The organism is Streptomyces sp. NPDC006435 (assembly GCF_040612315.1).
In the GTDB taxonomy this organism is placed as follows: Bacteria; Actinomycetota; Actinomycetes; order Streptomycetales; family Streptomycetaceae; genus Streptomyces.
Map to the genome: position 1 here is coordinate 335,587 of NZ_JBEXPY010000001.1, position 25,469 is coordinate 361,055.

At 70.7% G+C, this 25,469-nt stretch carries 25 protein-coding genes, 1 tRNA gene and 1 pseudogene; 9 read left to right on the forward strand and 18 right to left on the reverse strand.

Annotation, left to right across the window (positions count from 1 at the left end; genetic code table 11):
• Positions 1-112: 112 nt before the first annotated feature.
• Together ABZZ04_RS01495 and ABZZ04_RS01500 are read right to left on the reverse strand one after the other, a co-directional pair.
• Positions 113-2,686, reverse strand: a complete 2,574-nt coding sequence (locus ABZZ04_RS01495; protein WP_356930150.1) for a DHA2 family efflux MFS transporter permease subunit — start codon at positions 2,684-2,686, stop codon at positions 113-115.
• A 23-nt stretch (positions 2,687-2,709) separates the two neighbouring features.
• Positions 2,710-3,231: a MarR family transcriptional regulator gene (locus ABZZ04_RS01500; protein ID WP_356930151.1), complete on the reverse strand. Its 522-nt coding sequence runs from the start codon at positions 3,229-3,231 to the stop codon at positions 2,710-2,712.
• Positions 3,232-3,667: 436 nt separating this feature from the next.
• Between ABZZ04_RS01500 and ABZZ04_RS01505 the strand changes: the two genes are divergently transcribed.
• Positions 3,668-3,877 carry a hypothetical protein gene (locus tag ABZZ04_RS01505; protein WP_148837043.1) on the forward strand — a complete coding sequence of 70 codons (210 nt, stop codon included), beginning with the start codon at positions 3,668-3,670 and terminating at the stop codon, positions 3,875-3,877.
• A 142-nt stretch (positions 3,878-4,019) separates the two neighbouring features.
• Here ABZZ04_RS01505 and ABZZ04_RS01510 read toward each other — a convergent pair whose 3' ends face one another.
• The 10 genes from ABZZ04_RS01510 to ABZZ04_RS01555 all read right to left on the reverse strand — a co-directional run bounded on the left by ABZZ04_RS01510 (position 4,020) and on the right by ABZZ04_RS01555 (position 10,838).
• Positions 4,020-4,814, reverse strand: a complete 795-nt coding sequence (locus ABZZ04_RS01510; protein WP_356930152.1) for a hypothetical protein — start codon at positions 4,812-4,814, stop codon at positions 4,020-4,022.
• A 67-nt stretch (positions 4,815-4,881) separates the two neighbouring features.
• A complete protein-coding gene (locus tag ABZZ04_RS01515; protein WP_148837044.1) occupies positions 4,882-5,745 on the reverse strand; it encodes an RNA polymerase sigma factor SigF in 864 nt (287 codons plus the stop codon).
• Positions 5,746-5,980: 235 nt separating this feature from the next.
• Positions 5,981-6,907 (reverse strand): RNA polymerase sigma factor SigF, encoded by a 927-nt coding sequence (locus tag ABZZ04_RS01520; protein WP_356930153.1) that lies wholly within the window; start codon positions 6,905-6,907, stop codon positions 5,981-5,983.
• Positions 6,908-7,198: 291 nt separating this feature from the next.
• Positions 7,199-7,492, reverse strand: a complete 294-nt coding sequence (locus tag ABZZ04_RS01525; RefSeq protein ID WP_148837046.1) for a Dabb family protein — start codon at positions 7,490-7,492, stop codon at positions 7,199-7,201.
• Positions 7,493-7,501: 9 nt separating this feature from the next.
• Positions 7,502-7,666, reverse strand: a complete 165-nt coding sequence (locus tag ABZZ04_RS01530; protein WP_283852889.1) for a hypothetical protein — start codon at positions 7,664-7,666, stop codon at positions 7,502-7,504.
• A 490-nt stretch (positions 7,667-8,156) separates the two neighbouring features.
• Positions 8,157-9,083: an FAD-dependent oxidoreductase gene (locus ABZZ04_RS01535; protein WP_356930154.1), complete on the reverse strand. Its 927-nt coding sequence runs from the start codon at positions 9,081-9,083 to the stop codon at positions 8,157-8,159.
• A 103-nt stretch (positions 9,084-9,186) separates the two neighbouring features.
• Positions 9,187-9,271 (reverse strand) — tRNA-Ser (locus ABZZ04_RS01540).
• Between the two features lie 68 nt (positions 9,272-9,339).
• A complete protein-coding gene (gene tadA, locus ABZZ04_RS01545) occupies positions 9,340-9,768 on the reverse strand; it encodes a tRNA adenosine(34) deaminase TadA (RefSeq protein WP_356930253.1) in 429 nt (142 codons plus the stop codon).
• Between the two features lie 81 nt (positions 9,769-9,849).
• Positions 9,850-10,425, reverse strand: a complete 576-nt coding sequence (locus tag ABZZ04_RS01550) for a hypothetical protein (protein WP_356930254.1) — start codon at positions 10,423-10,425, stop codon at positions 9,850-9,852.
• A gap of 185 nt (positions 10,426-10,610) precedes the next feature.
• Positions 10,611-10,838 (reverse strand): hypothetical protein, encoded by a 228-nt coding sequence (locus tag ABZZ04_RS01555; protein ID WP_356930155.1) that lies wholly within the window; start codon positions 10,836-10,838, stop codon positions 10,611-10,613.
• Positions 10,839-10,941: 103 nt separating this feature from the next.
• On the opposite strand from ABZZ04_RS01555, the gene upp reads away from it, so the two are divergent.
• Positions 10,942-11,577: a uracil phosphoribosyltransferase gene (gene upp, locus ABZZ04_RS01560; RefSeq protein ID WP_356930156.1), complete on the forward strand. Its 636-nt coding sequence runs from the start codon at positions 10,942-10,944 to the stop codon at positions 11,575-11,577.
• A 186-nt stretch (positions 11,578-11,763) separates the two neighbouring features.
• Here the strand turns inward: upp and ABZZ04_RS01565 are convergent, their stop codons facing one another.
• Together ABZZ04_RS01565 and ABZZ04_RS01570 are read right to left on the reverse strand one after the other, a co-directional pair.
• A complete protein-coding gene (locus ABZZ04_RS01565; RefSeq protein ID WP_356930255.1) occupies positions 11,764-12,357 on the reverse strand; it encodes a LytR C-terminal domain-containing protein in 594 nt (197 codons plus the stop codon).
• A gap of 200 nt (positions 12,358-12,557) precedes the next feature.
• Positions 12,558-12,854: a type II toxin-antitoxin system VapB family antitoxin gene (locus ABZZ04_RS01570; RefSeq protein ID WP_072488263.1), complete on the reverse strand. Its 297-nt coding sequence runs from the start codon at positions 12,852-12,854 to the stop codon at positions 12,558-12,560.
• Positions 12,855-13,319: 465 nt separating this feature from the next.
• Between ABZZ04_RS01570 and ABZZ04_RS01575 the strand changes: the two genes are divergently transcribed.
• Positions 13,320-14,138: a DUF4157 domain-containing protein gene (locus tag ABZZ04_RS01575; RefSeq protein WP_356930157.1), complete on the forward strand. Its 819-nt coding sequence runs from the start codon at positions 13,320-13,322 to the stop codon at positions 14,136-14,138.
• A 168-nt stretch (positions 14,139-14,306) separates the two neighbouring features.
• On the opposite strand, the gene ABZZ04_RS01580 is transcribed toward ABZZ04_RS01575, so the two are convergent.
• Positions 14,307-15,629 carry a hypothetical protein gene (locus ABZZ04_RS01580; protein WP_356930158.1) on the reverse strand — a complete coding sequence of 441 codons (1,323 nt, stop codon included), beginning with the start codon at positions 15,627-15,629 and terminating at the stop codon, positions 14,307-14,309.
• Positions 15,630-15,838: 209 nt separating this feature from the next.
• Here ABZZ04_RS01580 and ABZZ04_RS01585 point away from each other — a divergent pair, with 209 nt between their 5' ends.
• The 4 genes from ABZZ04_RS01585 (at position 15,839) to ABZZ04_RS01600 (ending at position 21,731) form a co-directional block, all read left to right on the forward strand.
• On the forward strand, positions 15,839-16,465 hold the full coding sequence (locus ABZZ04_RS01585) for a response regulator transcription factor (RefSeq protein ID WP_148837052.1): 627 nt from the start codon (positions 15,839-15,841) through the stop codon (positions 16,463-16,465).
• Positions 16,466-16,679: 214 nt separating this feature from the next.
• Positions 16,680-18,776, forward strand: a complete 2,097-nt coding sequence (locus tag ABZZ04_RS01590) for an HYR domain-containing protein (protein ID WP_356930159.1) — start codon at positions 16,680-16,682, stop codon at positions 18,774-18,776.
• Positions 18,777-18,840: 64 nt separating this feature from the next.
• Entirely contained in the window at positions 18,841-19,653 is an 813-nt protein-coding gene (locus tag ABZZ04_RS01595; protein ID WP_356930160.1) for a DUF4255 domain-containing protein, read from the forward strand.
• On the forward strand, positions 19,650-21,731 hold the full coding sequence (locus ABZZ04_RS01600; protein ID WP_356930161.1) for an ATP-binding protein: 2,082 nt from the start codon (positions 19,650-19,652) through the stop codon (positions 21,729-21,731). Before ABZZ04_RS01595 ends, ABZZ04_RS01600 begins: the two co-directional genes overlap by 4 nt.
• Positions 21,732-21,800: 69 nt before the next feature.
• On the opposite strand, the gene ABZZ04_RS01605 is transcribed toward ABZZ04_RS01600, so the two are convergent.
• Positions 21,801-22,049 (reverse strand): helix-turn-helix domain-containing protein, encoded by a 249-nt coding sequence (locus ABZZ04_RS01605; RefSeq protein ID WP_356930162.1) that lies wholly within the window; start codon positions 22,047-22,049, stop codon positions 21,801-21,803.
• A 208-nt stretch (positions 22,050-22,257) separates the two neighbouring features.
• Between ABZZ04_RS01605 and ABZZ04_RS01610 the strand changes: the two genes are divergently transcribed.
• Together ABZZ04_RS01610 and ABZZ04_RS01615 are read left to right on the forward strand one after the other, a co-directional pair.
• Positions 22,258-23,052 (forward strand): alpha/beta hydrolase, encoded by a 795-nt coding sequence (locus tag ABZZ04_RS01610; protein ID WP_356930163.1) that lies wholly within the window; start codon positions 22,258-22,260, stop codon positions 23,050-23,052.
• A complete protein-coding gene (locus ABZZ04_RS01615; RefSeq protein ID WP_356930164.1) occupies positions 23,049-24,311 on the forward strand; it encodes a cytochrome P450 in 1,263 nt (420 codons plus the stop codon). The genes ABZZ04_RS01610 and ABZZ04_RS01615 overlap by 4 nt, the downstream gene beginning before the upstream one ends.
• A gap of 60 nt (positions 24,312-24,371) precedes the next feature.
• On the opposite strand, the pseudogene ABZZ04_RS01620 reads toward ABZZ04_RS01615, so the two are convergent.
• Both ABZZ04_RS01620 and ABZZ04_RS01625 read right to left on the reverse strand, forming a co-directional pair.
• Positions 24,372-24,684: pseudogene (locus tag ABZZ04_RS01620) on the reverse strand (transposase family protein); the annotation flags it as partial.
• A 333-nt stretch (positions 24,685-25,017) separates the two neighbouring features.
• Positions 25,018-25,464 carry a hypothetical protein gene (locus ABZZ04_RS01625; protein ID WP_356930165.1) on the reverse strand — a complete coding sequence of 149 codons (447 nt, stop codon included), beginning with the start codon at positions 25,462-25,464 and terminating at the stop codon, positions 25,018-25,020.
• Positions 25,465-25,469 lie beyond the last annotated feature (5 nt).

Here is a 25,469-nt window from a genome sequence, read left to right on the forward strand (position 1 = left end):
CCCGGGGCGACGACGGCAGGCCGTCCCCTGCCTGCCGTCCCCGCCACCGGGGCCCATTTCCACCCGCGGCTGCGGCGCCTCCGCTCGAAGCGCCGCCCCCGCCGGAGGTCCGTTACTCGCCGGGGTGGGCGAGTTCGATGTCGTGGCCGTCGACCCCGTGACCGGCCACGGTCAGCGCGCCGGCCACCGGCGGGTAGCCGGTCGCGATGACCGAGTACTCGCCCGCGTCCAGGTCGGCGAAGGCGTACGCCCCGTCCTCCCCGGTCGTCGCGGTGGCGACCACATTGCCTGCCGCGTCCACCAATGTCACCCGTGCGTCGGCCAGCGGCCCCCGGGCGGCACCGGCCCGCACGACGCCCCGCACCAGGGCGCCGGACCGCAGCGCGGCCTCGATCCGGGTGACGCCCTGGCCGCCGATCTCCACCGGCAGGGCCAGCGGACGGAACCCGGCGGCGTTCACCGCGACGGTCACCGGACCGGGCACCAGCTCCCCGAAGACGAACTCGCCCGTCTCGCCGGACGCGCCCGTGGCCAGTACGTCGCCGCGCACATCGGTCACGATGACCATGGCGCCCCGGACCGGCTCGGCGGTCTCCGCGGTCCGCACGGTCCCGGCCAGTCCGCTCGTACCGGAGAGCAGGATGTCGAACGCGACCGGCTCGTCGCCGACGACCACGGTGGACGCCTGCGGCTGGAAGCCGTCGGCGGACGCGATCAGGACGTAGCTGCCGGAGCCCGGCGCGTCCAGCTCGTAGCCGCCGTCGGGCCGGGCGACGGAGCGTCCCAGCTGCCGGCCCGCCAGCGAGATCAGCGTGACGGCGGCACCCGCCAGGGGCGCGCCCTCGGAGCCGCGGACCACACCGCGCACGGCCGTGCCGTGCGTGGTGGCGACCGGCGCCTCCAGGGTGTCGGCCGGGGCGGGGGCGCTCCCGGCCGATTCGACGGCGACGGCTGCCGGTGCGACGGCGGTGGCGGTGGCGGTCCGGGTCTCCACGGCGGCGGCCGGGGCCTCGACCGCGGCGGCGACGGGGACCGTGTCCGTGACGGCGGACTCGACGGCGGTGGCCTCGACAGCGGTGGCTTCGACGGCGGGGGTCTCGCTCACCGTGTTCGACTTCAGCGCGACCTCCTTGATGAAGATCGTGATCAGGAAGGCGACCAGCGCGGCCGGAGCGGCGTACAGGAAGACGTCGCCGACCCCGTGCCCGTAGGCGCTCTCCACGACCGTGCGGAACGGCTCGGGCAGCTTGTCCAGGTCGGGGATGCCCCCGCCGCCGGTACCGCCGTGGCCCATGGCCGCGCCCTGGGGACCGAGGTCCGCCAGGCCGTCCTTGACGTAGTGGGTGACCCGGTTGGCCATGACGGCGCCCAGCGCCGAGACCCCGATCGCACCGCCGAGGGAACGGAAGAAGGTGACGACGGAGCTGGCGGCACCGAGATCGGACGGGTCGACCTGGTTCTGCGTGGCGAGCACCAGGTTCTGCATCATCATGCCGATGCCGAGACCCATCACGGCCATGTAGACCGCGATGTGCCAGTACTCCGTGTCGTACCGGATGGTGCCCAGCAGCCCGAGCCCGGCGGTGACCAGGAAGCCGCCGCCGACCAGCCAGGCCTTCCAGCGGCCGGTCTTGGTGATGATCTGGCCCGAGGCGGTCGAGGAGATGAACAGGCCCGCGATCATCGGGATCGTCAGGACACCGGACATCGTCGGCGACTCGCCGCGCGCCAGCTGGAAGTACTGGCTGAAGAAGACGGTGCCGGCGAACATCGCGATGCCGACGAACAGCGAGGCCAGCGAGGCCAGCGTGATGGTGCGGTTGCGGAAGAGGCGCAGCGGGATGATCGGCTCGCTGGCCCGGGTCTCGACGGCGACGAAGACCGCGCCGAGGAGGACGGAACCGGCGACCATCACGGCGGTCTGCCAGGACAGCCAGTCGTACTTGTCACCCGCGAAGGTCACCCAGACGAGCAGCAGCGACACGGCGGCGCTGATGAAGAACGCGCCCCACCAGTCGACCTTGACCTCGCGCTTCACGACCGGGAGCTTCAGCGTCTTCTGGAGCACGATCAGCGCGATGACGGCGAACGGCACACCGACGTAGAAGCACCAGCGCCAGCCCATCCAGCTGGTGTCGGTGATGACACCGCCGAGCAGCGGGCCGCCGACGGTGGCGACGGCGAACACCGCACCGATGTAACCGCTGTAACGACCGCGCTCGCGCGGGGCGATCATCGCCGCCATCACGATCTGCGCCAGGGCGGAGAGACCGCCGACGCCGATGCCCTGGATCACGCGGCAGGCGATCAGCATGCCGCTGCTGGTCGACAGACCGGCCACGACCGAACCCGCGACATAGATGACGAGGGATATCTGGACCAGCAGCTTCTTGCTGAACAGGTCGGCGAGCTTGCCCCACAGGGGGGTGGTGGCGGTCATCGCCAGCAGCGAGGCCGTGACGACCCAGGTGTAGGCGCTCTGGCCGCCGCCGAGGTCGGAGATGATCTCCGGGAGGGCGTTGGAGACGACCGTCGACGACAGGATCGCGACGAACATGCCGAGCATCAGCCCGGCCAGGGCCTCCATGATCTGCCGGTGTGTCATCGGCGCGCCGGACGAGGGATCGGATGACCCCCCGTGCTTGGCGTGGCCGCCCCGCACACCGGTGGGTGTGGTCGTAGCCATTGAGTTCCTTGTCTTTGCTTCTGTTACACAGGTGTACGGGTGTGCAGGTCGTTGTCGCCGTCGGACTGCCGGGAACGGCAGTCGCCGCCGTGCTTCCCGGGGCCGCACCCACCGGGGCCGCGACAGGTGAAGCTGTCGCGCAGCCGGGTCAACAGCGTGTTGAGCTGTCCGACCTCGTCGTCGGACCAGTCGGAGAGGTTGTGGGCGAACATCTCGGTGGTCCGCCGGTTCAGATCGCCGAGGACATCGATCCCGTCGGGGGTCAGCCGCAGGATGCGGGACCGCTTGTCCGCCGGGTCGGGGTACCGCTCGATCCAGCCGCGTTCGGCCACGTGGGCGACATGGCGGCTGGTCACCGACATGTCGACGTCCAGCAACTCGGCCAGCCGGCTGATCCGCATCTCGCCGTGCTTCCGGAGAAGGGACAGCACGACGGCGGAGCCGGCCGGACAGTCGGCGGGCAGGCTGCGGGCGAGACCCCGCTTGACGGCCCCTACGGCGCTGAGTTGCCGGGCCAGCTCTTCGTACTGACTCCGTGCGGCCACGGGACCCCCAGACATCTCATCAGTTCATGTTGTTGCTTAGGGCAACCATATGAGCCGTTGGTTGCTACAGGCAAACGAAAAGGGGCTTGCAGAAGTAAAGGAACGCAAAAGGCTCCGTAGGGTGCGAGTCAAAGGCGCAGCATGCGAGGGGTGCCTCGCGACGGATGTGTCTCCTGACACAGGCAGGGCCGGTGGGGCGGGCACGGAGGCGGCCGGGACGGTGTCCCGGGGTGGTCGCGGAAGCGGCCGGGAGGGCGGTCGCGGGGTGGTCGCGGGAAACGGGCTGCGAGGGTGGGTCGGCGGCGGCTCGGGAAAACGGGCACGGAGGCTTCCGTACCGGTTTCCGGGGGTTCCGCTCCGGCCGCCGGTCCCGGCTCCGGCCCTTCGCCGACCCGGGGGTTGGGCGGTTGTGCCGAGTTCGCTAGGGTCCTGGCACATGGCACACAACCCCCACGCCCCGCAGGGCCCCGAGGGCAATCACGACCCGGCCGGCAGCACCCAGATGTTCCGCGCCTTCGTCGACGAGGGCGAGCCGCAGCGCCGGCAGCAGCCTGCCGCGTCGTCCGGACCGAAGGTCGGGGTGATCGCCGCCGTCGTCGCGGTGGTCGTCGTCCTCGGCGCGGTCGCCTGGCTCGCGCTCGGCTGACCGGAGCAGGACCGCTCCACCGGCCGCCGGGTGATCATCACGATCGCCGCGACCGCCGCATGATCACAGCGGCCGCCGCGTGATCACCGCGATCGCCGGGTGATCACCGCAGCCACCGCCCGTCCCCGTCCGTCCCCACCCGTCACTCCGATACGGCGGTGACCTCCCTGGTCTCGACATGCATCCCCAGGGGCACCCGCCAGGCGTCCACGCAGACGGTGTACGTCCTCGTCCGCGCCGCTCCCGCGTCGATCGGCGCGGGCAGCGGCCCGGTCGACTCGACGGTCCCCCAGTCGACTCCCAGCCCGCCGATGATGTGCGTGGCGAACGTGACCGTCCCCGAGCGCGCCGGAGACCCTCCGGTGTTCCGGAACTCCACGGTCACCTTCTCGCACCAGCGCTCGTCCGCCGCCGCCCGCACGGGGGCGCCCACCGTGAGCACGGCGGGCCCCGCCGGGGTGGTGGTGCCGGGGCCGGGACGAGAAGGGGACGCGGACCCGCTCCCCGATCCGGGCGTACCGGGGGTGCCGGGCGGCCGGGAGGCCCCGCCGTCCGCGGCACCCGTACCGCTCCCCGTACCGCTCTCCGGCCCGTCGCCCGGTGCCGACGGCCCCGGTGTGGGCCCGGGGCTCCCGGAGCGCCCCTCGCCCCTCCGGTCGTGGCCTCCGTCGCTCCCGCCCCCGCCGTCGTCACGGCCGCGTCCTCCGTCGCGGCCGTCCCGGTCCAGCGGGACCAGCGTCACCTTCCCCGACGGCGCCACCGCCCCGGCCGGACTCCGTCCGGAGCCCGCCCCCGCCGCGCCGACCGCCGTGTAGCCCTCGCCCGTCGCGCCGCCGCAGCCGGCCAGCGCACCACCCAGCCCCAGACACAGCACGGCCGCCGAGGCGGCTGTCACGGTGCCTCGGCGGCCGTTCGAATCGAGCATCTGACGTCGCATCGCGCCAGTGTGGCTGACGGACCGTCAAATCTGAACCCTCGTGCTCCGGTGCGGGAGTCCACGGCGATCAGTCGGCGATGAGTCCTTCCCTGAGCTGGGCGAGCGTACGGGTCAGCAGGCGCGAGACGTGCATCTGGGAGATGCCGACCTCCTCGCCGATCTGTGACTGGGTCATGTTGGCGAAGAACCGCAGCATGATGATCTGGCGCTCGCGCGGCGGCAGCTTGGCCAGCAGCGGCTTCAGCGACTCGCGGTACTCGACGCCTTCCAGCGCCGAGTCCTCGTAGCCGAGCCGGTCCGCGAGGGAGCCCTCGCCGCCGTCGTCCTCGGGGGAGGGCGAGTCCAGCGAGGAGGCGGTGTACGCGTTGCCGACGGCCAGCCCGTCGACCACGTCCTCCTCGGAGACCCCGAGCGCCTTGGCCAGCTCGGGCACGGTCGGCGACCGGTCGAGCTTCTGGGCGAGCTCGTCGCTGGTCTTCGTCAGCGCGAGCCGCAGCTCCTGGAGCCGGCGCGGGACGCGCACCGACCACGAGGTGTCGCGGAAGAACCGCTTGATCTCGCCGACGACGGTCGGCATCGCGAACGTCGGGAACTCCACGCCCCGTTCGCAGTCGAACCGGTCGATCGCCTTGATCAGGCCGATCGTGCCGACCTGGACGATGTCCTCCATCGGTTCGTTGCGGCTGCGGAATCGCGCCGCGGCGTACCGCACCAGCGGGAGGTTGAGCTCGATGAGTGTGTCCCGTACGTAGGCACGCTCCGGGCTGTCCGTTCCGTCGGGGTCGGCGGGGCCCAGCGCGGCGAGCCGCAGGAACAGGGAGCGGGACAGAGTGCGGGTGTCGATGGCTTCCGGCGAGCTGGTGAGCGCTGCGGGTGCGGGTTCGTTCTTGGTGAGCGTGAGCACCTTCGAGCTGCCCTGTTCTTCGGACATGCCACCCCCTTGAGGTCGCGGACGGTCGCGTCGAGCCGCGACCATCGGAGGAACGCAGCCTCCACCTGAATACCGGAGGCGAGGCCACGGCAAACGCGGTTCCCGCAGAATGTCACATGTCGGCAACACGCTGTAGTGACAAGTCGACAAGTCTTTGTGGCGTATGTGCAGTTAACAGGGGGTGCGGCTGAACGTGGCCGCGAGAAACGGACTTTGGCTTCTCTACCCGATCCGGTTAGGCCTCGATCCTGTTTGCGGATCGGAGTCGGGCGAAGCTTCTGGCCAGCAGCCTTGACACGTGCATCTGGGAAACGCCCAGCTCGGCGCTGATCTGCGACTGCGTCAGGTTGCTGTAGTAGCGCAGCAGGAGGATGCGCTGCTCGCGCTCGGGGAGCTGTACGAGCAGGTGTCTGACGAGGTCGCGGTGCTCGACCCCGGCGAGGGCCGGGTCCTCGTAGCCGAGCCGGTCCAGCAGGCCGGGCAGCCCGTCGCCCTCCTGGGCGGCCTCCAGCGAGGTCGCGTGGTACGAGCGCCCCGCCTCGATGCAGGCGAGGACCTCCTCCTCGGAGATCTTCAGCCGCTCGGCGATCTCGGCGGTGGTGGGGGAGCGGCCGTGGGCGGTCGTCAGGTCCTCGGTGGCCCCGGTGACCTGCACCCAGAGCTCGTGCAGCCGGCGGGGGACGTGGACGGTCCGCACGTTGTCGCGGAAGTATCGTTTGATCTCGCCCACGACGGTCGGCATCGCGAACGTCGGGAACTGGACGCCGCGTTCGGGGTCGAACCGGTCGATGGCGTTGATCAGCCCGATCGTGCCGACCTGGACGACGTCCTCCATCGGCTCGTTGCGGCTGCGGAAGCGCGCCGCGGCGTACCGGACGAGGGGCAGGTTCGCCTCGATGAGCGCCGCCCGCACGCGGCCGTGCTCGGGACTGCCCGGCTCCAGGTCCTTGAGCTGGCCGAAAAGCACCTGTGTGAGAGCCCTGGTGTCGGCTCCCCGGCTCCTGGCGGGCGTCGCCGTGTCACCCCGTTCGACGCAGTCGCCCTGATCGCCCCGGTCGACCCGCCCGCCCTGCGGGGCGTGACCGGGCCCCTGCCCGGCATGACCGGACTGGCTCGTCTGTGCGGACTGGGGAGGCACTTGAGGCGCTGTACTGGCCGGCACGATGAGGCCACCCCTTTGCGGTCGACTTCGGTCAACTCGTCCATTAAAAGCGGTCATAGCATCACAAGACATGTGCACTGTGTGCAAGCACCGTATAACATCGTGTTGGGGTCAAACTGGTTCAACTTGGTTTAAACGCCAAAAAAGCCCCTCACCGTGATGGTGAGAGGCAATCGAGCGATGGCAATCCGTCAGAAGTGCGCGGGCATCGAACGAATCGGGCCCGTCGGCCCCGGGGGATTCACCGGGCCCGTGAGGTCATCCGCCCCGCCCGGTTTCGATCAGTCCTGATCAGAACGGGTAGTCGGCGATCACCCAGGTGGCGAACTCGCGCCACTGCCCGGCGGCGGCCTGGTGGGCGGGGTGCTCGATGTACCGCTTCAGGGCGTCCTCGTCGGCGACCGCGGAGTTGATGGCGAAGTCGTAGGCGATCGGCCGGTCGGTGATGTTCCAGGCGCACTCCCAGAACTCCAGCTCGGGGATCTGCCCCTCCAGGTCGCGGAAGGCCTGGGCGCCCGCGACGGCCCGCGGGTCGTCCCGCTCGACGCCGTCGTTCAGCTTGAACAGGACCAGATGGCGGATCATGGGGTACTCCTACTTCACGAGCTCGGACATGAAGTCGCCGACGCCCTGTGCGGCACTCGAAACGCCCTCGAACCCTACCTGGACCAGGTCGGCGGCCCGTGCCGGGGAAGTGATGATCGTGTACAGCACGAAGACGACTATCACGTAGAGAGCTATCTTCTTCGCTTGCGCCATCAGCCCCTGCCTCCCCGTTCGATCCCCCTGCGCGGTCGGGCGATTCTATCCGTACGTACGACCGCATCCCCGTGGGGATTGCGCCCCCTCACACAGCCTTTAAGGACGAAGGACCCACCGATCGAGGCCCTTCGTCCACCCGCCGGCCCCCTCCGACGCAGCAGGATGGGGAGTGAGCCCGACGGGTCCGGCAGGAATCCGAAGGGCGAGGAACAGGCCCTCACCACGGGACCACGCCGCGCGATCCCCCCCTGACCGCGACGAGTCCCGAGAGCCCGTTCCCCCGGGGGAAGCGGCTTGTCCCCCCGATGCCGCTTCCCCCGCCAGTCCTTCCCCGCATCGGCCCGGGACCGCGTCGCCGGTCCCGGGCCTGCGACGTCCCGGGACCATCCCGCGAGCGGAGTTCATCGGTGGAGCGCTGCTCTTGCAAAGCAGATGTCGGAACCACCCCCGCGAGCGGAATCCACCCCGGGCGTCCCGTGTCCCCGGCTCACCCCGTGCCCCCGGCCGGCAGGTCCCGCGCCGTGTAGTAGGCCCGGAGCGCGGCCTCGCTGCCGGATCCCAGGGCGGTCTGGATGCGCTGGTAGCGGGCCGAGCGGAGGTCGCCGGCCACGATGAGGCGGGGATGCTGGGCGACGGGAGGGCAGTAGCCGGAGGAGTCGCGGACCAGGTCTCCGGGTGGGGACGTCGGGGCGCTGCCGAGGGCGAGGTGGGCGGTGTCGGCGTTCAGGGAGTGCGTGGTGCCGCTCCGGTCCAGGAGCTCCGCCGTCACGGACGCGGGGTCCGACGGGTGCAGCGTCAGGTGCTCGGCGGGGAGCAGGGTGACGCGGGGGTCGTCGCGGATCTCCTCGGTCTTGTAGTCGTCGGCCGCCGGGTACGCCACCAGCAGGCGGGTGCGGACACGGGGGTGGGCGCGCAGGAACGTACCGATCGGGCGGTCGCCGCCGAGGACGAGGAGGGTGCGTCCCGCCGCGTCCTGTGCCCCGGCCCGCCAGAGCGGGGGCGGGGAGAGGCCGGGCGGGGCGGTGATCCAGGGGACGTCGCCGGGCCCGCGGGGGCCGACGCCGGTGGCGACGATCGCGTGGGGCGCGGTCAGTCGGCGGCCGTCGTCGAGAACGGCGGTGACGTGGTCCTCGTGGGCGCGCAACCCGGTGACGTACCGGCCGAGTTCGATGCGGCACGACTCGGTGCCGTGCAGTTCCGCCGTGACGGCGGCGGCCAGCGCGGTGCCGTCGGTGTGGCCGCCCAGGACGTTGTTCAGCGCCGGGATCCGGTACAGGTTGCGGCACAGGGCGTCCGGCTCGATCAGGACCGAGTCCATGCCCACGCTCGCGGCCGTACGGGCCGCAGCACAGCCGGCCGGGCCTCCGCCGACGACGAGGAGATCGGTGTCGAAGGGGCGGGACGGGGAGGACATGGAGTCATTCCAGCACTTCGGTGCTGGGCGTGGCGGGCCGTTCCCCGGGATGCGAGGAGAAACTCGAAGGGCCCGACGCGATGCGCCGGGCCCTTCATAAGAGCGGTAGCGGAGGGATTTGAACCCTCGGTGAGTTTCCCCACACTCGCTTTCGAGGCGAGCTCCTTCGGCCGCTCGGACACGCTACCGAGAGAGAGCTTAGACCATCACGGGCCGTGGACAGAAATCGGTTCCCGGGGGCTGCGGGAGCGGGGCTTCAGGAGGTGCGGAAGAAGGACGTCAGGAGGGCCGCGCACTCCGGTTCCAGGACGCCCTGGACGACCTCCGGGCGGTGGTTGAGGCGGCGGTCGCGCACGAGGTCCCAGAGGGAGCCCGCCGCGCCAGCCTTCTCGTCGCGGGCGCCGTAGACCACCCGGTCCACGCGGGACTGCACCAGGGCGCCCGCGCACATCGTGCAGGGTTCGAGGGTGACGACCAGGGTGCAGCCGGTGAGCCGCCACCGGCCGAGCGCGGCCGCGGCCCGGCGCACGGCGAGGACCTCGGCGTGCGCGGTCGGGTCGCCGGTCGCCTCGCGCTCGTTGTGGCCCGTGGCGAGCAGTGCGCCGTCCGGGCCGAGCACGACGGCGCCGACCGGCACGTCGCCGGCCCGCGCCGCCAGGTCGGCCTCGGCCAGGGCGCGGCGCATGTGCGCCCGCCACGGGTCTCTCACGGGGTCGTGCGGTTCCGGCGGTCCTTGCGGGTGCGGTGCTTCGCTCACCCGCGGACCCTAACGGACGGTCTCCAGGACCTCGGCCGCACCCAGCGCGTCCGCGATCTCCGCCAGCGCGTCCGTGCGCAGCATCAGAAGTTCCGCCTCGGGGAGTCCGAGGTCGGCCAGGATCCGGGTGTCGCCGAGCGGCCCCGCCGGTACGGCGTCGGCGTCGAACCCGTCATCGTCGTCGGTGTCGGTGTCGGTGTCGGTGTCGGTGTTGTTGTCGGGGGCGGTGTCCGGGTCGTCGTCCTCCGAGCCGTCGAGGCCGACGAGCTCTTCAAGAGCGGCGATCGTGTCCTCGGCCCCGGGTTCGCGGCCGAGCAGTTCGTCGGTGAGCAGGATCTCCCCGTAGGAGGAGCGGGCGGCGGCAGTGGCGTCCGAGACGAAAATACGGGGGTCGTCCTCACCGTCCACCCGGACGACGCCGAACCAGGCGTCCTCCTGTTCGATGAAGACGAGCACCGTGTCCTCGTCGGGCGATGCGTCGCGGGCCAGATCCGTCAGGTCGGACAGGGTCTCCACATCGTCGAGTTCCGTGTCGCTCGCTTCCCACCCGTCTTCGGTGCGCGCGAGCAGTGCGGCGAAATACACCGTGACTCTCCCACTTGTCATAGGGGTGTCGGTCCGGCGGGAGGGCATCCGGTGGCCCGGCTGTCCTGTGCCCCGCCCATCGGAATCGTGGCAGAAACATGGGCTTCGCGAGAGGAGTTCGGCCGTTGAGTCGGCCATCAGTTCTGTCGGACGCCGCCAGCAGGGGGACACCTGCGGCACTCGGGTCACCAGCGGAAGGTGCGCATGCGCATGGCCTGACGCATCCGGGCGGCCCTGGCCCGGCGGGGTTGCACCCGGTCGCGGAGCGCCTTCGCCTCGTGCAGTTCGCGCAGGAACTGGGCGCGCCTCCTCCGGCGCGCCGCGTCGCTCTCCTGTTCGTCCTGCGGGACCTGAGTGTCCTGCGGGGCCGGTGCGTCGGACCGGCTCCGCTTCGACTTTTCCGCGTCGGGCATCGGCTCATCACCCCAAGGCTGGGTCCGTATGCCCCCACCTTCCCTCCGAACATGCGGTTGATGCCAGCGCACGGGTGCGGGGAGCCCGGTTACTGTTGAGCCCATGCGGATCCACGTCGTCGACCATCCACTGGTCGCGCACAAGCTCACCACCCTGCGCGACAAGCGCACCGACTCCCCGACCTTCCGGCGGCTCGCCGACGAGCTGGTCACCCTGCTCGCCTACGAGGCCACCCGGGACGTGCGCACCGAGCAGGTCGACATCGACACCCCGGTCACCACGACGACCGGCGTGAAGCTGTCGCACCCGCGCCCGCTGGTCGTGCCGATCCTGCGGGCAGGACTCGGCATGCTCGACGGCATGGTGCGGCTGCTGCCGACCGCCGAGGTGGGCTTCCTGGGCATGATCCGCGACGAGGAGACGCTCCAGGCGTCCACGTACGCGACGCGGATGCCCGAGGACCTCTCGGGCCGCCAGGTGTACGTCCTGGACCCGATGCTGGCCACCGGCGGCACGCTGGTCGCGGCCATCAAGGAACTGATCGCGCGCGGCGCGGACGACGTCACCGCGGTCGTGCTGCTCGCGGCGCCCGAGGGCGTCGAGGTGATGGAGCGCGAGCTGGCCGGTACGCCGGTGACCGTGGTCACCGCGGCGGTCGACGAGCAGCTCAACGAGAACGGCTACATCGTCCCCGGGCTCGGCGACGCGGGCGACCGCATGTACGGCACGGTCGACTAGCCGGACCAGCTGGACCAGCAGGGATTCTTCGGCGGTGCTGTCGGGTCGCGGGCCCGGCGGCACCGCCGGTGCCGTCCGTTCCGGCGGCACCGTTCGTTCCGTCCGGCCGATCGGGGCCGGGCGCCCCGGACCCCACCACGGCACAGGGGCCGGGGGAGCGGTACGGCGAAGGGCCCGACGGCGCCGTCAGCAGGACGGTGCGGGAGCCGGCTTCGTCAGGGCGGCGAGGGCCGAGGCGGCCGACTGCGGCGTGTTGAACGACTTGAACTTCGTACCGAGGATCAGATCGACGTCCGCCGTTTTGCGGGCATCCGTCTTCGGGGTGGCGCCCTGCAGCTGCGTACCGAGGACCGGGAACGAGCCGTTCGCCGACGACGGGGCGCCCAGCAGCACCCCGGGGCCGGGGACCTTCTTGTCGTACGCGGCCGTGGCGTTGCCCACCTTGCCGATGGTGAAACCGCGCTTCTTCAGCTCGTCGGCGGCCTTCTTGGCGAGTCCGCTGCGCGGCGTCGCGTTGTAGACGTTGACGGTGATCCTCGCGGGCTGCGGCAGCGCCTTCGCGGGCGCGGACGGCTTGGCGGACGGGCAGTCCGTCTTGTGGTCGGCGGCGCTGGCCTTCCGGTCGCCGCCGGTGAAGACGTCGATGAGCTGCATCGTTCCCCAGCCGGCCAGCCCGAGGGCGACCACGGAAGCGGTGGCAGCGAGGATCAGTTTGCCGCGACGCCGGGGGCGGCGCATCCGGGGGTACTTGTCACCCGTGATGCGGTACTTTCCGCCCATGCCGGGGGGAGTGAGCATGCTCATGGGCGCAGCGTAGTGCGACCCGGTGATGATGCCTACTAAATGATCAATGGATCGCACCCGTCCGAGTGCGAAAGCACCCGAACGAACCCCGGGGCCCGCGGGGCGTGCAGTCGCCGCGGCCCGTACGTCTCACGGGCCGTCCGGGCCCGGAGGGTCGGGGGCGGGGCCCGCTGCGGTCAGCCGAGTTCGAGTACGCGGGCGTGCAGCACCTGGCGCTGCTGGAGCGCGGCGCGGACCGCACGGTGCAGGCCGTCCTCCAGGTAGAGGTCGCCCTGCCACTTCACGACATGCGCGAACAGGTCGCCGTAGAACGTCGAGTCCTCCGCGAGGAGGGTTTCGAGGTCCAGGTTGCCCTTGGTGGTAACCAGCTGATCGAGGCGGACCGGGCGCGGCGCGACGTCCGCCCACTGCCGGGTGCTTTCCCGGCCGTGGTCGGGATAAGGCCGCCCATTTCCGATGCGCTTGAAGATCACACGGAAAGCCTACCGGGCCAGAGCCTCCGGGCGCAGCCACGGGGCGGCACCGCGATGCCCGCGACAACTCCGCAAAAGCGATCATTGCCGCCATTCCGGAATGAGGTCCGCTGCGAGTGGCGGTGACAGCACGGGAGGAATGCATGCTTCCGGACGAGGGTGACGGTTCTGGCGCGGAGGCGACGCCGGGCAGCGGTTCGAAGTGCAGCGGTTCGAGGCGCAGTCGTTTGAGGGGCGGAGGTTCGAGGAGCGGCAGTGCGGGCCGGGCCCCGGGCCGGGGACTGCCACTGTTGCCGTCGCTGACGTCGCCGCGGTCGTACCGGGCGTTCCTCCGGGTGCCCGAAGGGGCAGCGGCGGCTGCCCCCGGCCGACGGGGTCCGGGCTGGACGGGGCGTCGGCCCGTCATGAAGGTGGAGTGGTGAGGCCATCACGACGTGCCCTCGACCGGGGGCGCGGTCAGGGGAGATGACGATGCACGCACAGGAATGGGACCGGGAACACGACCACGAGCGGGATCACGGGCACGGCCACGAGCACGACGAGGCGCCGCACGCGTCATGGACGTCCGAGGGCCGGGAGCCGGCGGGCACCCCGCACCTCTACCGTGCCGCCGCCGCCGGGCGGCCCGATGTGGTCGGGACGGGCGGCATGGGCGTGCTCCAACGCGCCGTCGGCAACAGCGCCGTGGGGGCGGTGATCCAGCGCAGGGCGCAGGAACAGGAGCAGGAGGAGCGCTCCCCCGTGCACGACGTGGTCTCCTCCGGCGGCGGGCGGCCCCTGGACACCGACACCCGTGCCGACATGGAGCAGCGGATGGGCGCGGACTTCTCCGACGTGCGCGTCCACACGGACTCCGCGGCGCACGAGTCGGCGAAGGGCGTGGGCGCCCACGCGTACACGGTCGGCAACAACGTGGTCTTCCAGCGGGACGCCTACGACCCGTCCTCGTCGCAGGGCCGCACCACGCTGGCCCATGAGCTGACCCACGTCATCCAGCAGCGCAACGGCCCGGTGGAGGGCACGGAGGCGCCGGGCGGCATACGGGTGAGCGATCCCTCCGACCGGTTCGAGCGGGAGGCCGTGGCCAACGCCGACCGGGTGCTCGCGGACCCGGCCCCGGCTCCGGCACCGGACGCGAAGGCGGCCCCCGCCGCCGCCCCGGCGCCCGCCGTGCAGCGGTCCGCCACGGAGGACGAGGACGAGCAGCCGGCCGACGTGCAGGGTTCGTTCGTCCAGCGGGAGAAGAAGGGCACCGAGGAGGAGGAAGAGGCCCCGCCCGAGTGACCTCGTCCGACGGACCTCGCCCGATCGACCTCGTTCGGGGCCGGTCCGTCGTACAGGTCCGTCGTACAGGTCCGTCGTACCGGTTTCTCCGCATCGGTCCGCACGACGTGCGCCGCGGCGCGCCGACCAGCATCGTTCCGGGTCGACGCGCCGTGTCGTTCCGCCGGGTCAGCCGGCCGTCTCCGTCTTCATCGTGCCGCCGAGGAGCAGGGACTCCGCGCATCGCGAGGGCGTCGGCGCGTTCACCGGCTTGCCCACCTTGCGGCAGTCGACGGTCATCGTGACCTTGCCGCCCGCCGGGACCAGGAGCGGCGTGACGAAGTGGTAGTCGGAGTCCCGGAAGTTCTCCAGCGCCAGTCGGATCAGGGGTGCGTTCCGGCCGGTGGAGATCACGACCGTCCCCGCGTCGCCCTGCGGGTTCTGGACCACGATGTCGGTCAGCTGGAAGGTGCTTCCCTCGGGCACCTGCAAGGCCGCCGAGGTGTTCGACCCGCCGCCCACCGAGTCCTTGACCTGCACCTGCGCACTGGTCGGGGACGGGGCCGAGGCATCCGACGAGCCGCCGGGGCTCGCCGAGGGGCTGGGTTTCGGCGACCCCCCGTTCGCCCCGGACGAGTCGCCGCCGCCCGATCCCGCCCCGCCCGAGGAACCCTTCTCCGGGGCCTTGCTCTTGTCGGCCGCGGCGGCGGACCGGACCACGTCCGGCGTGACCGCCTCCCGGGCCGCCGACTTCACGGTGGGGCGCAACAGCGCGTACCAGAGCCCGACCAGCGCGATCAGCAGGACGGCCGCGGTGATCAGGGCCCGGGGCAGCCAGCGCGGCAGGATCGGTTCCTGCTGGTAGGAGCCGTCCACCACCACCGCGGCGGGCGGCTCCTGGTCCTCCGCCGCATCGGGGGTCGCGACCACCTGGAAGGGGTGCGTGATCGCCGTGCCGCGCCACACGCGCTTGGCCGGCCGTATCCGCACCTTCCCGAACTCCGCCCGCCCGGCCTCGATCCGCAGCTCGTCGGAGGCGAACGAGACCCGGGCCCGCTCCGTACCCGACCGGGAACCCAGCCGTACCGTGACCGGGGCGTTTCCCCGGTTGTCCACGGCGATCCGGTGCCGGCCCCGCCAGGCGCCGTGCGAACTGTGCGGCACCAGCTCGGCGGTCGTCTCGGTGAAGGGCAGCACGGTCACCCGGCCCTCGGGCACCACCGTGTCGCCCTGCTCGCTGGTGGGCACCACCCGTATCCCGAAGGGCGTGTCCCCCGCGGGCACGGTCGAATCACGGGGCGGACGCAGCACGAAGGACACCGTCTGCGAGTCGCCCGGATACAGGGACAGGATCGCGGGCTCGACCGTCGACCAGGCGGCGCACGCACCGACCACCTCGAAGCGGTACTCCTCGACGGTGCTGCCGGAGTTGAGGATCCGCAGGGGGACGGCCGTCGCCTCGCCCGGTGCGGCGGTGACGGTTGAATCGTCGAGGCTTGCCGTGAGACTCATAGGGCGCACCGTAGGTTCGGCACGGAACCCCGACATCGGCCGTGAAGGAACACTTCCGGGCAGATTCCGTGCCCGGATCGGCTTTTTTGTTTCCCTGTAGGGATACCCGGGCATCTTTTGACCGCCTCACGACGATTGAGGCATACGAAACAGCCGTGCCGGTTGTGTTCGCTGTGACGTCATGGCTGTTGCTCAGGGGGAGCATTGCCATGGAGCGAACAACTGTCGCGTTGAGGGCCCAGGACCCGATATCACAAGCGGGGGTGGCCAGTCAGTTACGTACCCGGCCCGAAGTCAGTGTCATGGAATGGGGGGAAGGCGATGCCTCCCCCCAGATCGTTGTCGTCGTCGTGGACGCGGTCGACGAGGAAGTGCTGACGATGCTGCGTCACATCCAGCGCACCAGCACCTCGCGAACCGTCCTGGTCACCACGGACATCGACGAGCAGAAGCTGGTGAGCGCCGCGGAGTGCGGGGTCGCCGGTGTGGTCAGGCGCTCCGAGGCGACTCCGGAGCATCTGGTGCAGGTCATCGGGACGGTGGCGAGGGGCGAGGGCCATCTTCCGTCCGACCTGCTGGGACGGCTGCTGGAGGAGGTGGGACGGCTCCAGGGCCAGGTGCTCGGCCCACGCGGGCTGCACTTCACCGGACTCGCGGCGCGCGAGGTGGATGTGCTGAGGCTGGTCGCGGAGGGGTACGACACCGCGGACATCGCGACGAAGCTGGCCTACTCCGAGCGCACGATCAAGAACGTGCTGCACTCGGTGATGACCCGGCTGCAGCTGCGGAACCGGTCGCACGCGGTGGCCTACGCGATGCGTCAGGGGCTGATCTGAACCGTCCGGCACGGCCGCGCACGGGGTTTTGACGGCGGCCGAGTACGGCACCTCGGTCGCGTCCGTGCACGGCACCTCGGCAGGCCCTGCTGCACGAAAGGGCAGCGGGGCCTACCCGGGGATGTGACTCCCGTACCTCTGTACGCGGGCCGCGCGTACGGGACCGTGGGGCCCGGGTACGCCGATCGACCGGCGAGGGTGGGGGAGGACTTCCGTGCGCTGGTTCCAGCCACTTCAGCGGGTACCGCGGCCGGGCCGGTCGGGCCGGCCGACCCGGTCCCGGCCTCCCGGCGCACCGCGCCGCGGCCTCGCCGTGTTCCGCGTCCCGGTTCTCGCGCTGCTCCTGGTGGCGACCGGGATCTCTTCCGGTTCGGCCGTCGAGCCCGGGGTGCCGACGGTCGCGGTGCCCGAACCCTGGGTGACCCCGGCCGAGTTCACCGACGCCGTCGACCCGGGCGGATCCACGGGCGTGGACAAGCAGGTGCGTACGCCGGTGATTCCGCCGAGGCCGGACGTGGTCCTGCTGGTGGACGGCACCCGCAGCATGGAGACACCGATCCAGCGGGTGAAGGAGCGCATCCCCGAGATCACCAAGGCGATCCGCGACGAGCAGCCGGAGTCCCGCTTCGCCGTGGCCACCTTCGGCGACGAATGGGCGGACCCTCCCGAGGCCGGTTTCAAGGTGCTCCAGGGGCTGACGTACGACCTGGGCGAGGTGCAGACGGGCGTCAACCAGCTCAAGGCCAACCTGGGCACCGACAGCAAGGGCCCCGCGGAGGACTGGCTCTACGCCCTGTGGAAGCTGGCCAACGGCGGTGACGGGAAGACCGTGTTCCGCCCCGACTCCAGCCCGGTCGTCGTACTGGTCGGTGACGCGTCCAGCCACGAGCCCAGCAACTACAGATGGAGCTTCGGCGACGCCGAGGCCGCCCTCCAGGACGCGGGGGCGCGGGTGATCGCGGTCGGCCTGACCAGCACGCTCGGCGACGGACTCAACGGCAACGGCCAGATCCCCGATTACCACGGCGATCCGCCGCACGAGCCCGAGCAGGCCAGCCGCATGGTGGAGGCCACCAACGGCCGGATGATCGACGGCATCGAGGGCGATGACGTTGTCGACGCCATCATCGACGGCTTCCGCAACCTCCCCACCAACGTCGGCTACCGCCTCGACAACTGCGACCCGCACCTGTCCGTCAGCCTCGAACCGCCCACCCAGCGACTCACCAGCGGGGAAACGGCGCACTTCGCGGAGAACATCGACGTCTCCGCCGACGCGCCCCAGGGCACCCGGCTGAGCTGCACCGTCCAGTTCCTGATGGGCACCCAGATCCCGGGCACGGACACGATCGGACCGGCCGCCGCGGCCGACCCGGACTTCCAGCAGCAGATCGACATCGACGTGAACGACGTCGACGCACCCGTCGTCACCGTGGACGACCTGACCGTGCGGGCCGAGGACGACGAGGGCGCGCGCGTGACGTACGACGCCACCGCCCGGGACGCCACCGACGGCACGCTCCCGGTGACCTGCGCCCCCGCCTCCGGTTCGCTCTTCCCGGTCGGCCGCACCACCGTGACCTGCTCGGCGACCGACTCGGCGGGCAACACGGGGACGGACACGGCGCAGATCGAGGTGCTCGAACCACCCGTGCCGCCCTCGGCGGACGTGGCGGTGAAGGTGGACGTCGGCCCGGACCGTACGTACACCGGCCGACCGGCCCGTGCCCGCTTCACCGTCACCAACGCGGGACCGGACCCGGCGACCGGGGTGGTCCTCGGCGCCACCTGGCCCAAGCCCTCCAGGGCGAAGGACCGCAGCCTGCCCGCGCTGTCCCGCTGCACGGCCGCCGCCCCGTGCACCATCCCGGCCGGCGGGCGCCTCGTGGTGACCCAGACGGCGACGTACGAAGCGGCGATCACCGGTGACGTACGGGCCACCGTGCGCGGCACGCTGCCGGACCGTCAGTCGGCCGACAACCGGGACACCGACCGGCTGCGCGTGCTGAAACCCTCGCTGACCGTCACACCCCAGGTGGTCAAACCGGGCCAGGTGGTCCTGGCCCGAGGCAAGGACTATCCGCCGGGGCAGACCGTACGTTTCACGTGGAACATCGGGATCACCGCGGAGATGTCCGGCGCGACGGTGGGGCGCGACGGCACCTTCGAGATCCAGATACCGGTCCTGCGCAAGGACAGGCTCGGCCCGCGCGAACTCCGCGTGGACACCCGGGACATCGACCGGCTGAAGAAGCCGGTCCTGGTGGTCCAGCGCAATCTGCAGCCACCGGACTTCGCGGGCCGCGCATGAGCGCCGGCGACCGTACGGGAGTGATTGCGGGAGCGGTTACGGGAGCGGCTACGGGAGTGATCAGGTGATCCACGAGGTCGACGACGTACTGCGGGCCCTGATCAGGGCGGAGGTGCTCGAAGGCGGCCAGATCGCGGTGGTCTTCGACGCCCCGACCCGGGAGTGGGCGGCGAAGGTCAACGCGCCCATGGTCAACCTGTACCTCTACGACATCCGCGAGGACATGCGCAGGCGTGAACGGGGCCTGCACAACGACTACGACGAGAACGGCGTGATCGTCGCGCGCCGCCGCCCGCCCCGTTTCTTCAAGCTGTCGTACCTGATCACGGCGTGGACCAAGCGCCCGGAGGACGAGCACCGGCTGCTCTCGTCGCTGCTCGGCTGCCTGCTGCGTCACGAGGCGCTGCCGCCGGAACGGCTGACGGGCACCCTGGCCGGGATCGGGGCGCCCGTACCGATGTCGATCGCGCTGCCGCCGCCGGAGGACCGCTCGTTCGCCGATGTGTGGAGTGCCCTGGGCGGGGAGCTGAAACCCTCGCTGGACCTGGTGGTCAGCGTGCCGGTGACCGCATCGCCGAGCTATGTGGCCGGTCCGCCGGTCGGGGACGAGGGGGTGCTGGCCCGCTTCGGGGACGTGCCGGAGAGGGACGACCCGGTGTCGGAGCCGATGCCGGGGCGTGGGGGACTCCCGGTGTACGGGGGGCGCCCGGGACGGCCGGGCGGGGATCCCGCGTCGCGCGCCCGCGACGCGGAACGGCGACGCGGTCTGTCCCTCCGCATCACGGAGACCCGAAAGGCCCGTACGGCCGCCACGCCTCGTACGGCCACCACGCCTCGTACGTCCCCTACGTCCCGTACGGAGGACGGTGCGGAATGACCACCCCCGGCGACCCGAACCTGCGCCACCTCCTCGCCCGCGCGGTGGTGGTGGAACAGCGCGTCCGACGGGCGGTCGAGGCCCGTCGGCTCACCGACCCGGATCCGGACGACACCTTCCGCGGCCTCTACCTCACGGACGAGAACGTCGCCCGGCTGCTGGACGCGGACGAGGCCCGCGCCTACCCGTCCCCGGTCCCGGATCCGTTCCCGGACTCGGACTCGGACTCGGCCCCGGGCCCGGCCCCGGACTTCGGCGAGGTGCCGGGAGAGCGGTCCGGACTGACGTCCCTGGCGGACGAGTTCGGCCTCACACCCCTCGACGTCGAGATCCTCCTCATCACGCTCGTACCGGACCTCGACGACCGCTTCGAGGCGTTCTACGGCTACCTGAACGACGACGTCACCCGCCGCCGCCCGTCCATCGGGCTGGCGCTGGGCCTGTGCGGCCTGTCCCCCGCCGACCAGGAGGCACGCGGTCGGCTGGCGGCCCTCGCACCCCTCCGCGAGGGCCGCCTCCTCCTGGTCGAGGACCTGGACCGTCCGTTCCTGAGCCGAGCGCTCCGCGTCCCCGACCGGGTCACCGCGCACCTCCTGGGCGACGACACCCCCGACCCGCGCCTGACCGGTCTCCTCGCCCCCTGGCACGCCGTACCGGGCGTCGGCGACCCGGCCCCGCTGGCGGCGGCCCTCGCCCACGGAGTCTCGCCGGCCTATCTGCGCGAGGACCAGGGCGGCGCGGGCACGGCCCTCGCGGCCTCCGCGCTGACCCTCGCGGGCCACCGGGTCCTGGGTCTGGACCTGGCGCGGCTGGCCGAGGACCCGGCACCCGCCGAGGCGGTCCGCTCCCTGGTCCGTGAGGCCCGGCTGACCGGTGCCGGGGTGGTCTGCGCCCCGCTCGACGCGGTCTGCCGCGAACACCCGGGAATCCTGCGGCTGCTCACCGACACCCCGGTTCCCACGATCCTGGTGGGCCGGGCGCCCTGGGACGCGTCCTGGTCCGCCGCCCCGCCCCTCCTGCTGCACGCGCCCCGCGTGGAACCCGCGACCAGGGCCGCCCTCTGGACCGACGCGTACGCCGCCCCCGTCCCCGGAACCATCGACGTGGACCGGCTGCTCTCGCCGTTCCTCCTCACCCCGGAACAGATCACCCGCGCAGCCCAGGGGGCCGCCCGCACCACCCATCTGGACGGCGGCGTCCTCACCGCCGACCACGTCCGCCAGGGCGCCCGCGCCCAGAACGCGGCGGGCCTGGACCGCCTGGCCCGCCGCATCGAACCCTCCGTCACCTGGGACGACCTGGTCCTCCCCCCGGACACCCACGCCCAGCTCCGCGAACTCACCGCCCGCGCCCGCCACCGCGACCGGGTCCTGGGCGAGTGGGGCATGCGCCCCGGGGGCGGCAGGGGGCGGGGCGTGTCGGCGCTCTTCGCCGGCGACTCCGGCACCGGCAAGACGATGTCCGCGGAGGTGATGGCCGCGGACCTGGGCCTGGACCTCTACACGGTCGATCTGGCGACGGTGATCGACAAGTACGTGGGCGAGACGGAGAAGAACCTGGAACGGATCTTCTCCGAGGCCGCGGGGGTGAACGGGGTCCTCCTCTTCGACGAGGCGGACGCGATCTTCGGCAAGCGTTCGGACGTGAAGGACGCCCACGACCGCTACGCGAACGTCGAGAGCGCGTACCTCCTCCAGCGCATGGAGTCCTTCGACGGCCTGGCCATCCTCGCCACCAACCTCCGGGCCAACCTGGACGACGCCTTCACCCGCCGGCTGGACCTGGTCGTCGACTTCCCGGTCCCGGACCCCGAACAGCGCCTCGTCCTCTGGGAACGCTGCCTGGGCCCCGTACTTCCCCGGGGCAAGGACCTGGACCTCGCCTTCTGCGCGGAGAACTTCGAGCTGGCGGGCGGCAACATCCGCTCGATCGCGGTGACGGCCGCCTACCTGGCGGCGGACACGGACGGGCCGGTGACGATGCCGACGCTGATCCACGCGATCCAGCGCGAGTACCAGAAACTGGGCCGACTGACCCTGGCCTCGGAGTTCGGGCCCTACCTGGAACTGCTGACGTGAGCGCCCGACACCTGCCGACCGCCCGGAGGACCCACCCGCCGTGCCCGGACGAGCAAGCCGGTCACGGTGTCAGACGATCACGACACGGGATCCGTTGAAGTTGGCAACGATCTCCAACTGCCCACCGAGCGCGGCAATGTAGGCGGCGATGGTTCCCACCTCCGTGGCCGTCGTCCTCCCGCGTTCGATGGCCGACACCCGCTCCTGCCGGACATGCATGCGGTCAGCGATCTCGCTCTGGGCCAGACCCAGCTGCTTCCGCATCTCGACCAGCCGATGCGCTCGTGCCTCGGCCACCATTTCAAGGCTCCAGGACATGTGCCCGTGCCCTCGCCATGTAGTGCGCATGCGTACTAGGACGCTGGCGTGCTGCAGGCGGGGTGAGGCAGAAATGCGCCGGTTGTCCCCCGGACGGGTGGCGCGTCGAGCCGCGACGGAGCCTTGCGCGAAATCGGGGTTGCCGCCACCGTGGTCATGGCCGGTCGGTGATCGCCCGGTTCCTCTCCGTACAGCGACAGGAGTCAGCGTGACCGCAACGCTCGTTCTGCCCCACGAACTGCACGGCGACGGACCGCACAAGGTGATCGCGGTGCACGGCTGGCTCGCCGACCGTTCCGCGTACGCCCCCGTGCTGCCGGACCTCGACCTCGCCTCGTTCCAGTACGCGGTGGTGGACCTGCGGGGGTACGGCGAGGCCCGGGACGCGAGCGGCGCGTACACCACGGCCGAAGGGGCCCGGGACGTGCTCGCGCTGGCCGACCGGCTCGGCTGGGAACGGTTCTCGCTGATCGGCCACTCGATGGGCGGCTCGGTCGTCCAGCGGGTGCTGGCCGCCGCGCCGGAGCGGGTGCGCAGGCTCGTCGGCGTCTCCCCGGTCCCGGCCTCCGGGCTGCCGCTCCTGCCCGAGCAGTGGGAGCTGTTCGCCGGGGCGGCCGGGACCCCGGACAACCGCCGCGTCATCCTCGACACCACCACCGGGGGACGGCGCCCGGCGGGCTGGCTGGACCGGATGGTGCGCCGCTCGGTGGAACGCAGCGACGCGAAGGCGTTCCGGGCCTGGCTGGATTCCTGGGCGGGCGAGGACTTCCACGAACAGGTCGAGGGTTCACCCGTGCCCGCGCTGGCCGTCGTGGGCGCCCTGGACCCTGCGCTGTCCGCCGAGTTGCAGCGGGCCACCTGGATGCGCTGGTTCCCGAACGCCGAACTGGTGGAGCTGCCCTCGTGCGGCCACTACGCGATGGACGAGACCCCGCTCGACCTGATCCGGGTGGTGGAGGACTTCCTGCGGGCGGACGCGGAGGACGGCGAGGCGCAGGCATGACCGGGTCCGTACCGGACGTCTTCGACCCGCGGTTGTACGGGCAGGGCATCCCCCACGACCGTTACCGCCTGCTGCGCGACCATTACCCCGTGGCGTGGCAGGAGGAGCCGGAGGTGCTCGGCTGGCCGGCGGGCCCCGGCTTCTGGGCGGTCACCCGGCACGCGGACGTGGTCCGGGTCCTGAAGGACTCCGCGACGTACTCCTCGTACCTGGGCGCCACCCAGATCCGCGACCCGGACCCGGCCGACCTGCCGTTCATCCGCCGCATGATGCTCAACCAGGACCCGCCGCACCACCGGCGCCTGCGCACCCTCGTCAGCCGTGCCTTCACCCCGAGGCGCATAGACCGTTTCGCCGATGTCGTCCGGGAACGCGCCCGCACCCTGCTCGCCGACGCGGTCGCCGGGGCGCGGGCCTGCGACGGCACCTGCGACCTCGTCGCCCGGGTCACCGACGACTACGCCCTGCTCAACCTCGCGGACCTGCTGGGCGTACCGGACACCGACCGCGCGCTCCTCCTCCACTGGACGCAACGCGTCATCGGCTACCAGGACCCCGACGAGGCCGGAACGCCGACCGTCGGCCCGGACGGCAAACCGCTCAACCCACGTTCCCCGTCCGCCCTGCGCGACATGTTCGACTACGCCCACGCCCTGGCCGCCCACAAGCGTCGGCAACCCGCCGAGGACGTGATGACGGCCCTTGCCACGGATCCCGAACTGACCGCGCCCGAACTGGAGATGTTCTTCTTCCTGCTGGTGGTGGCCGGCAACGACACGGTACGCAGCGCGGCCCCCGGCGGCCTGAGCCTGCTGGCCCAACACCCGGACGAGTACGGCATGTTGTGCCGTGGCGAGGCCGGATTCACGGGCACAGTCGACGAGTTGCTACGCCGTCACCCTCCCGTCCTGACCTTCCGCCGCACTGCCGTCCAGGACATGGAGCTGGCCAGCACCCGTATCCGCACCGGCGACAAGGTGGTCGTCTTCCACGCCTCCGCCAACCACGACGAACGCGTCTTCCTCGACCCGTTCACCCTCGACCTCACCCGCACTCCCAACCCCCACGTCTCCTTCGGCGACGGCCCGCACGTCTGCCTGGGCGCCCACTTCGCACGGCTGCAGCTGAGCACCCTGTACGAGGAGGTGTGCCGGGCCCTGCCACCGGGCCACCTCCAACTCGCGGCTCAACCAGGTCGGTTGGTGTCGAACTTCATCAACGGTCTGAAGTCGTTGCCGGTCCGGGTGGATGGCAACTGACAGCTCCATGGGTTGTGGGGGCGGTCAGATCGTGGGTGGAGCCAAGGCAGGGCGGACGAGGCCGAAGGGATTGGCAAGGACCTGGACGTTCATGCCATGGCGGTTGTGTTTGCCTGAGCAGTACCGGTGATCCGGCTGATCGGCAGCAGGGTGCTGTCCAGGGACACGAATATTTTGGTCCGTGCGAGGCGCATCGCCTTAGCCAGGGTGGACGGGAGGGATGCCAGAACGCCGACGGTCTCACATATGTAGCGGTAACGGGTTGCGATACCAAGACTGAACCCGTGGCGATCTGGACATATACGTCGCTGCACCGCAGGTGGGCCAGGGTGAGGAAAGCCTGGTGGTCGGTAGTCAGGCGCCACCATCGAGTTTTTCATCCCATGGATTCGTCCAACGAGTGGCCGGCATCGTCAATTATGGAAAGGATCAGTGCTTGCTCACTGATTCGCTGAGATGAGCATGGGTACTTCGGTGGGCCTGCGTTCCGGTGCATTCGTTGCGAAACGCAAGAATAATTTTAAAGATGCTTTCCAGTCCTGGGTGGATAATTTATTGGATTCAAGGTGTTTGTGCAGAAGTAGTCAATTGCGGGACTGGCGGAGGCTCGATCCGGTGTGCAGCCGATCAAGAGGCAGCCCCTCTTTACTCCTATCCTGCAGGAGGTTGATGCCTGGTAGGAGCGGTCAGTGGATTTCTCGGACTGTCATGATGGTGGTGGATTTTTGTGCTTTGCAGACTCGCTTTCCAGGATGGTCGACCACTCTTCGAATATCTTCTTCAAGTACTTGATGTATGTATTTTTTCTCTTGGGGTCACGCAATTTTCCGTACGGATCTCCGGGGGGAGTGATCCACCCGTGTTTGCGCATTAGATCCGCGATGTTATCAGGTGGGTCGACGAGGATCGTCTCGATGCATCGAGTGTACTCGGCTGCTGTCCACCAGTGGTTCTCGCAGGTGTACTTCCACCTTTCTGTCGCCTCCCCTTCGTTGTGGTCGAGCCAGTAATGCCGAAGCCATTCAATGAAACATTCCGGTACCGGCGGTGCGGTTGTGGCTTTTTCGGCCAGATCTGCGACTAATTTACTCCTGTCTTCCGCGGTAAATTCTTCAGTGCTGTAATTTTTGGTATCTCTGTTTTCTGGTGTCACCGATT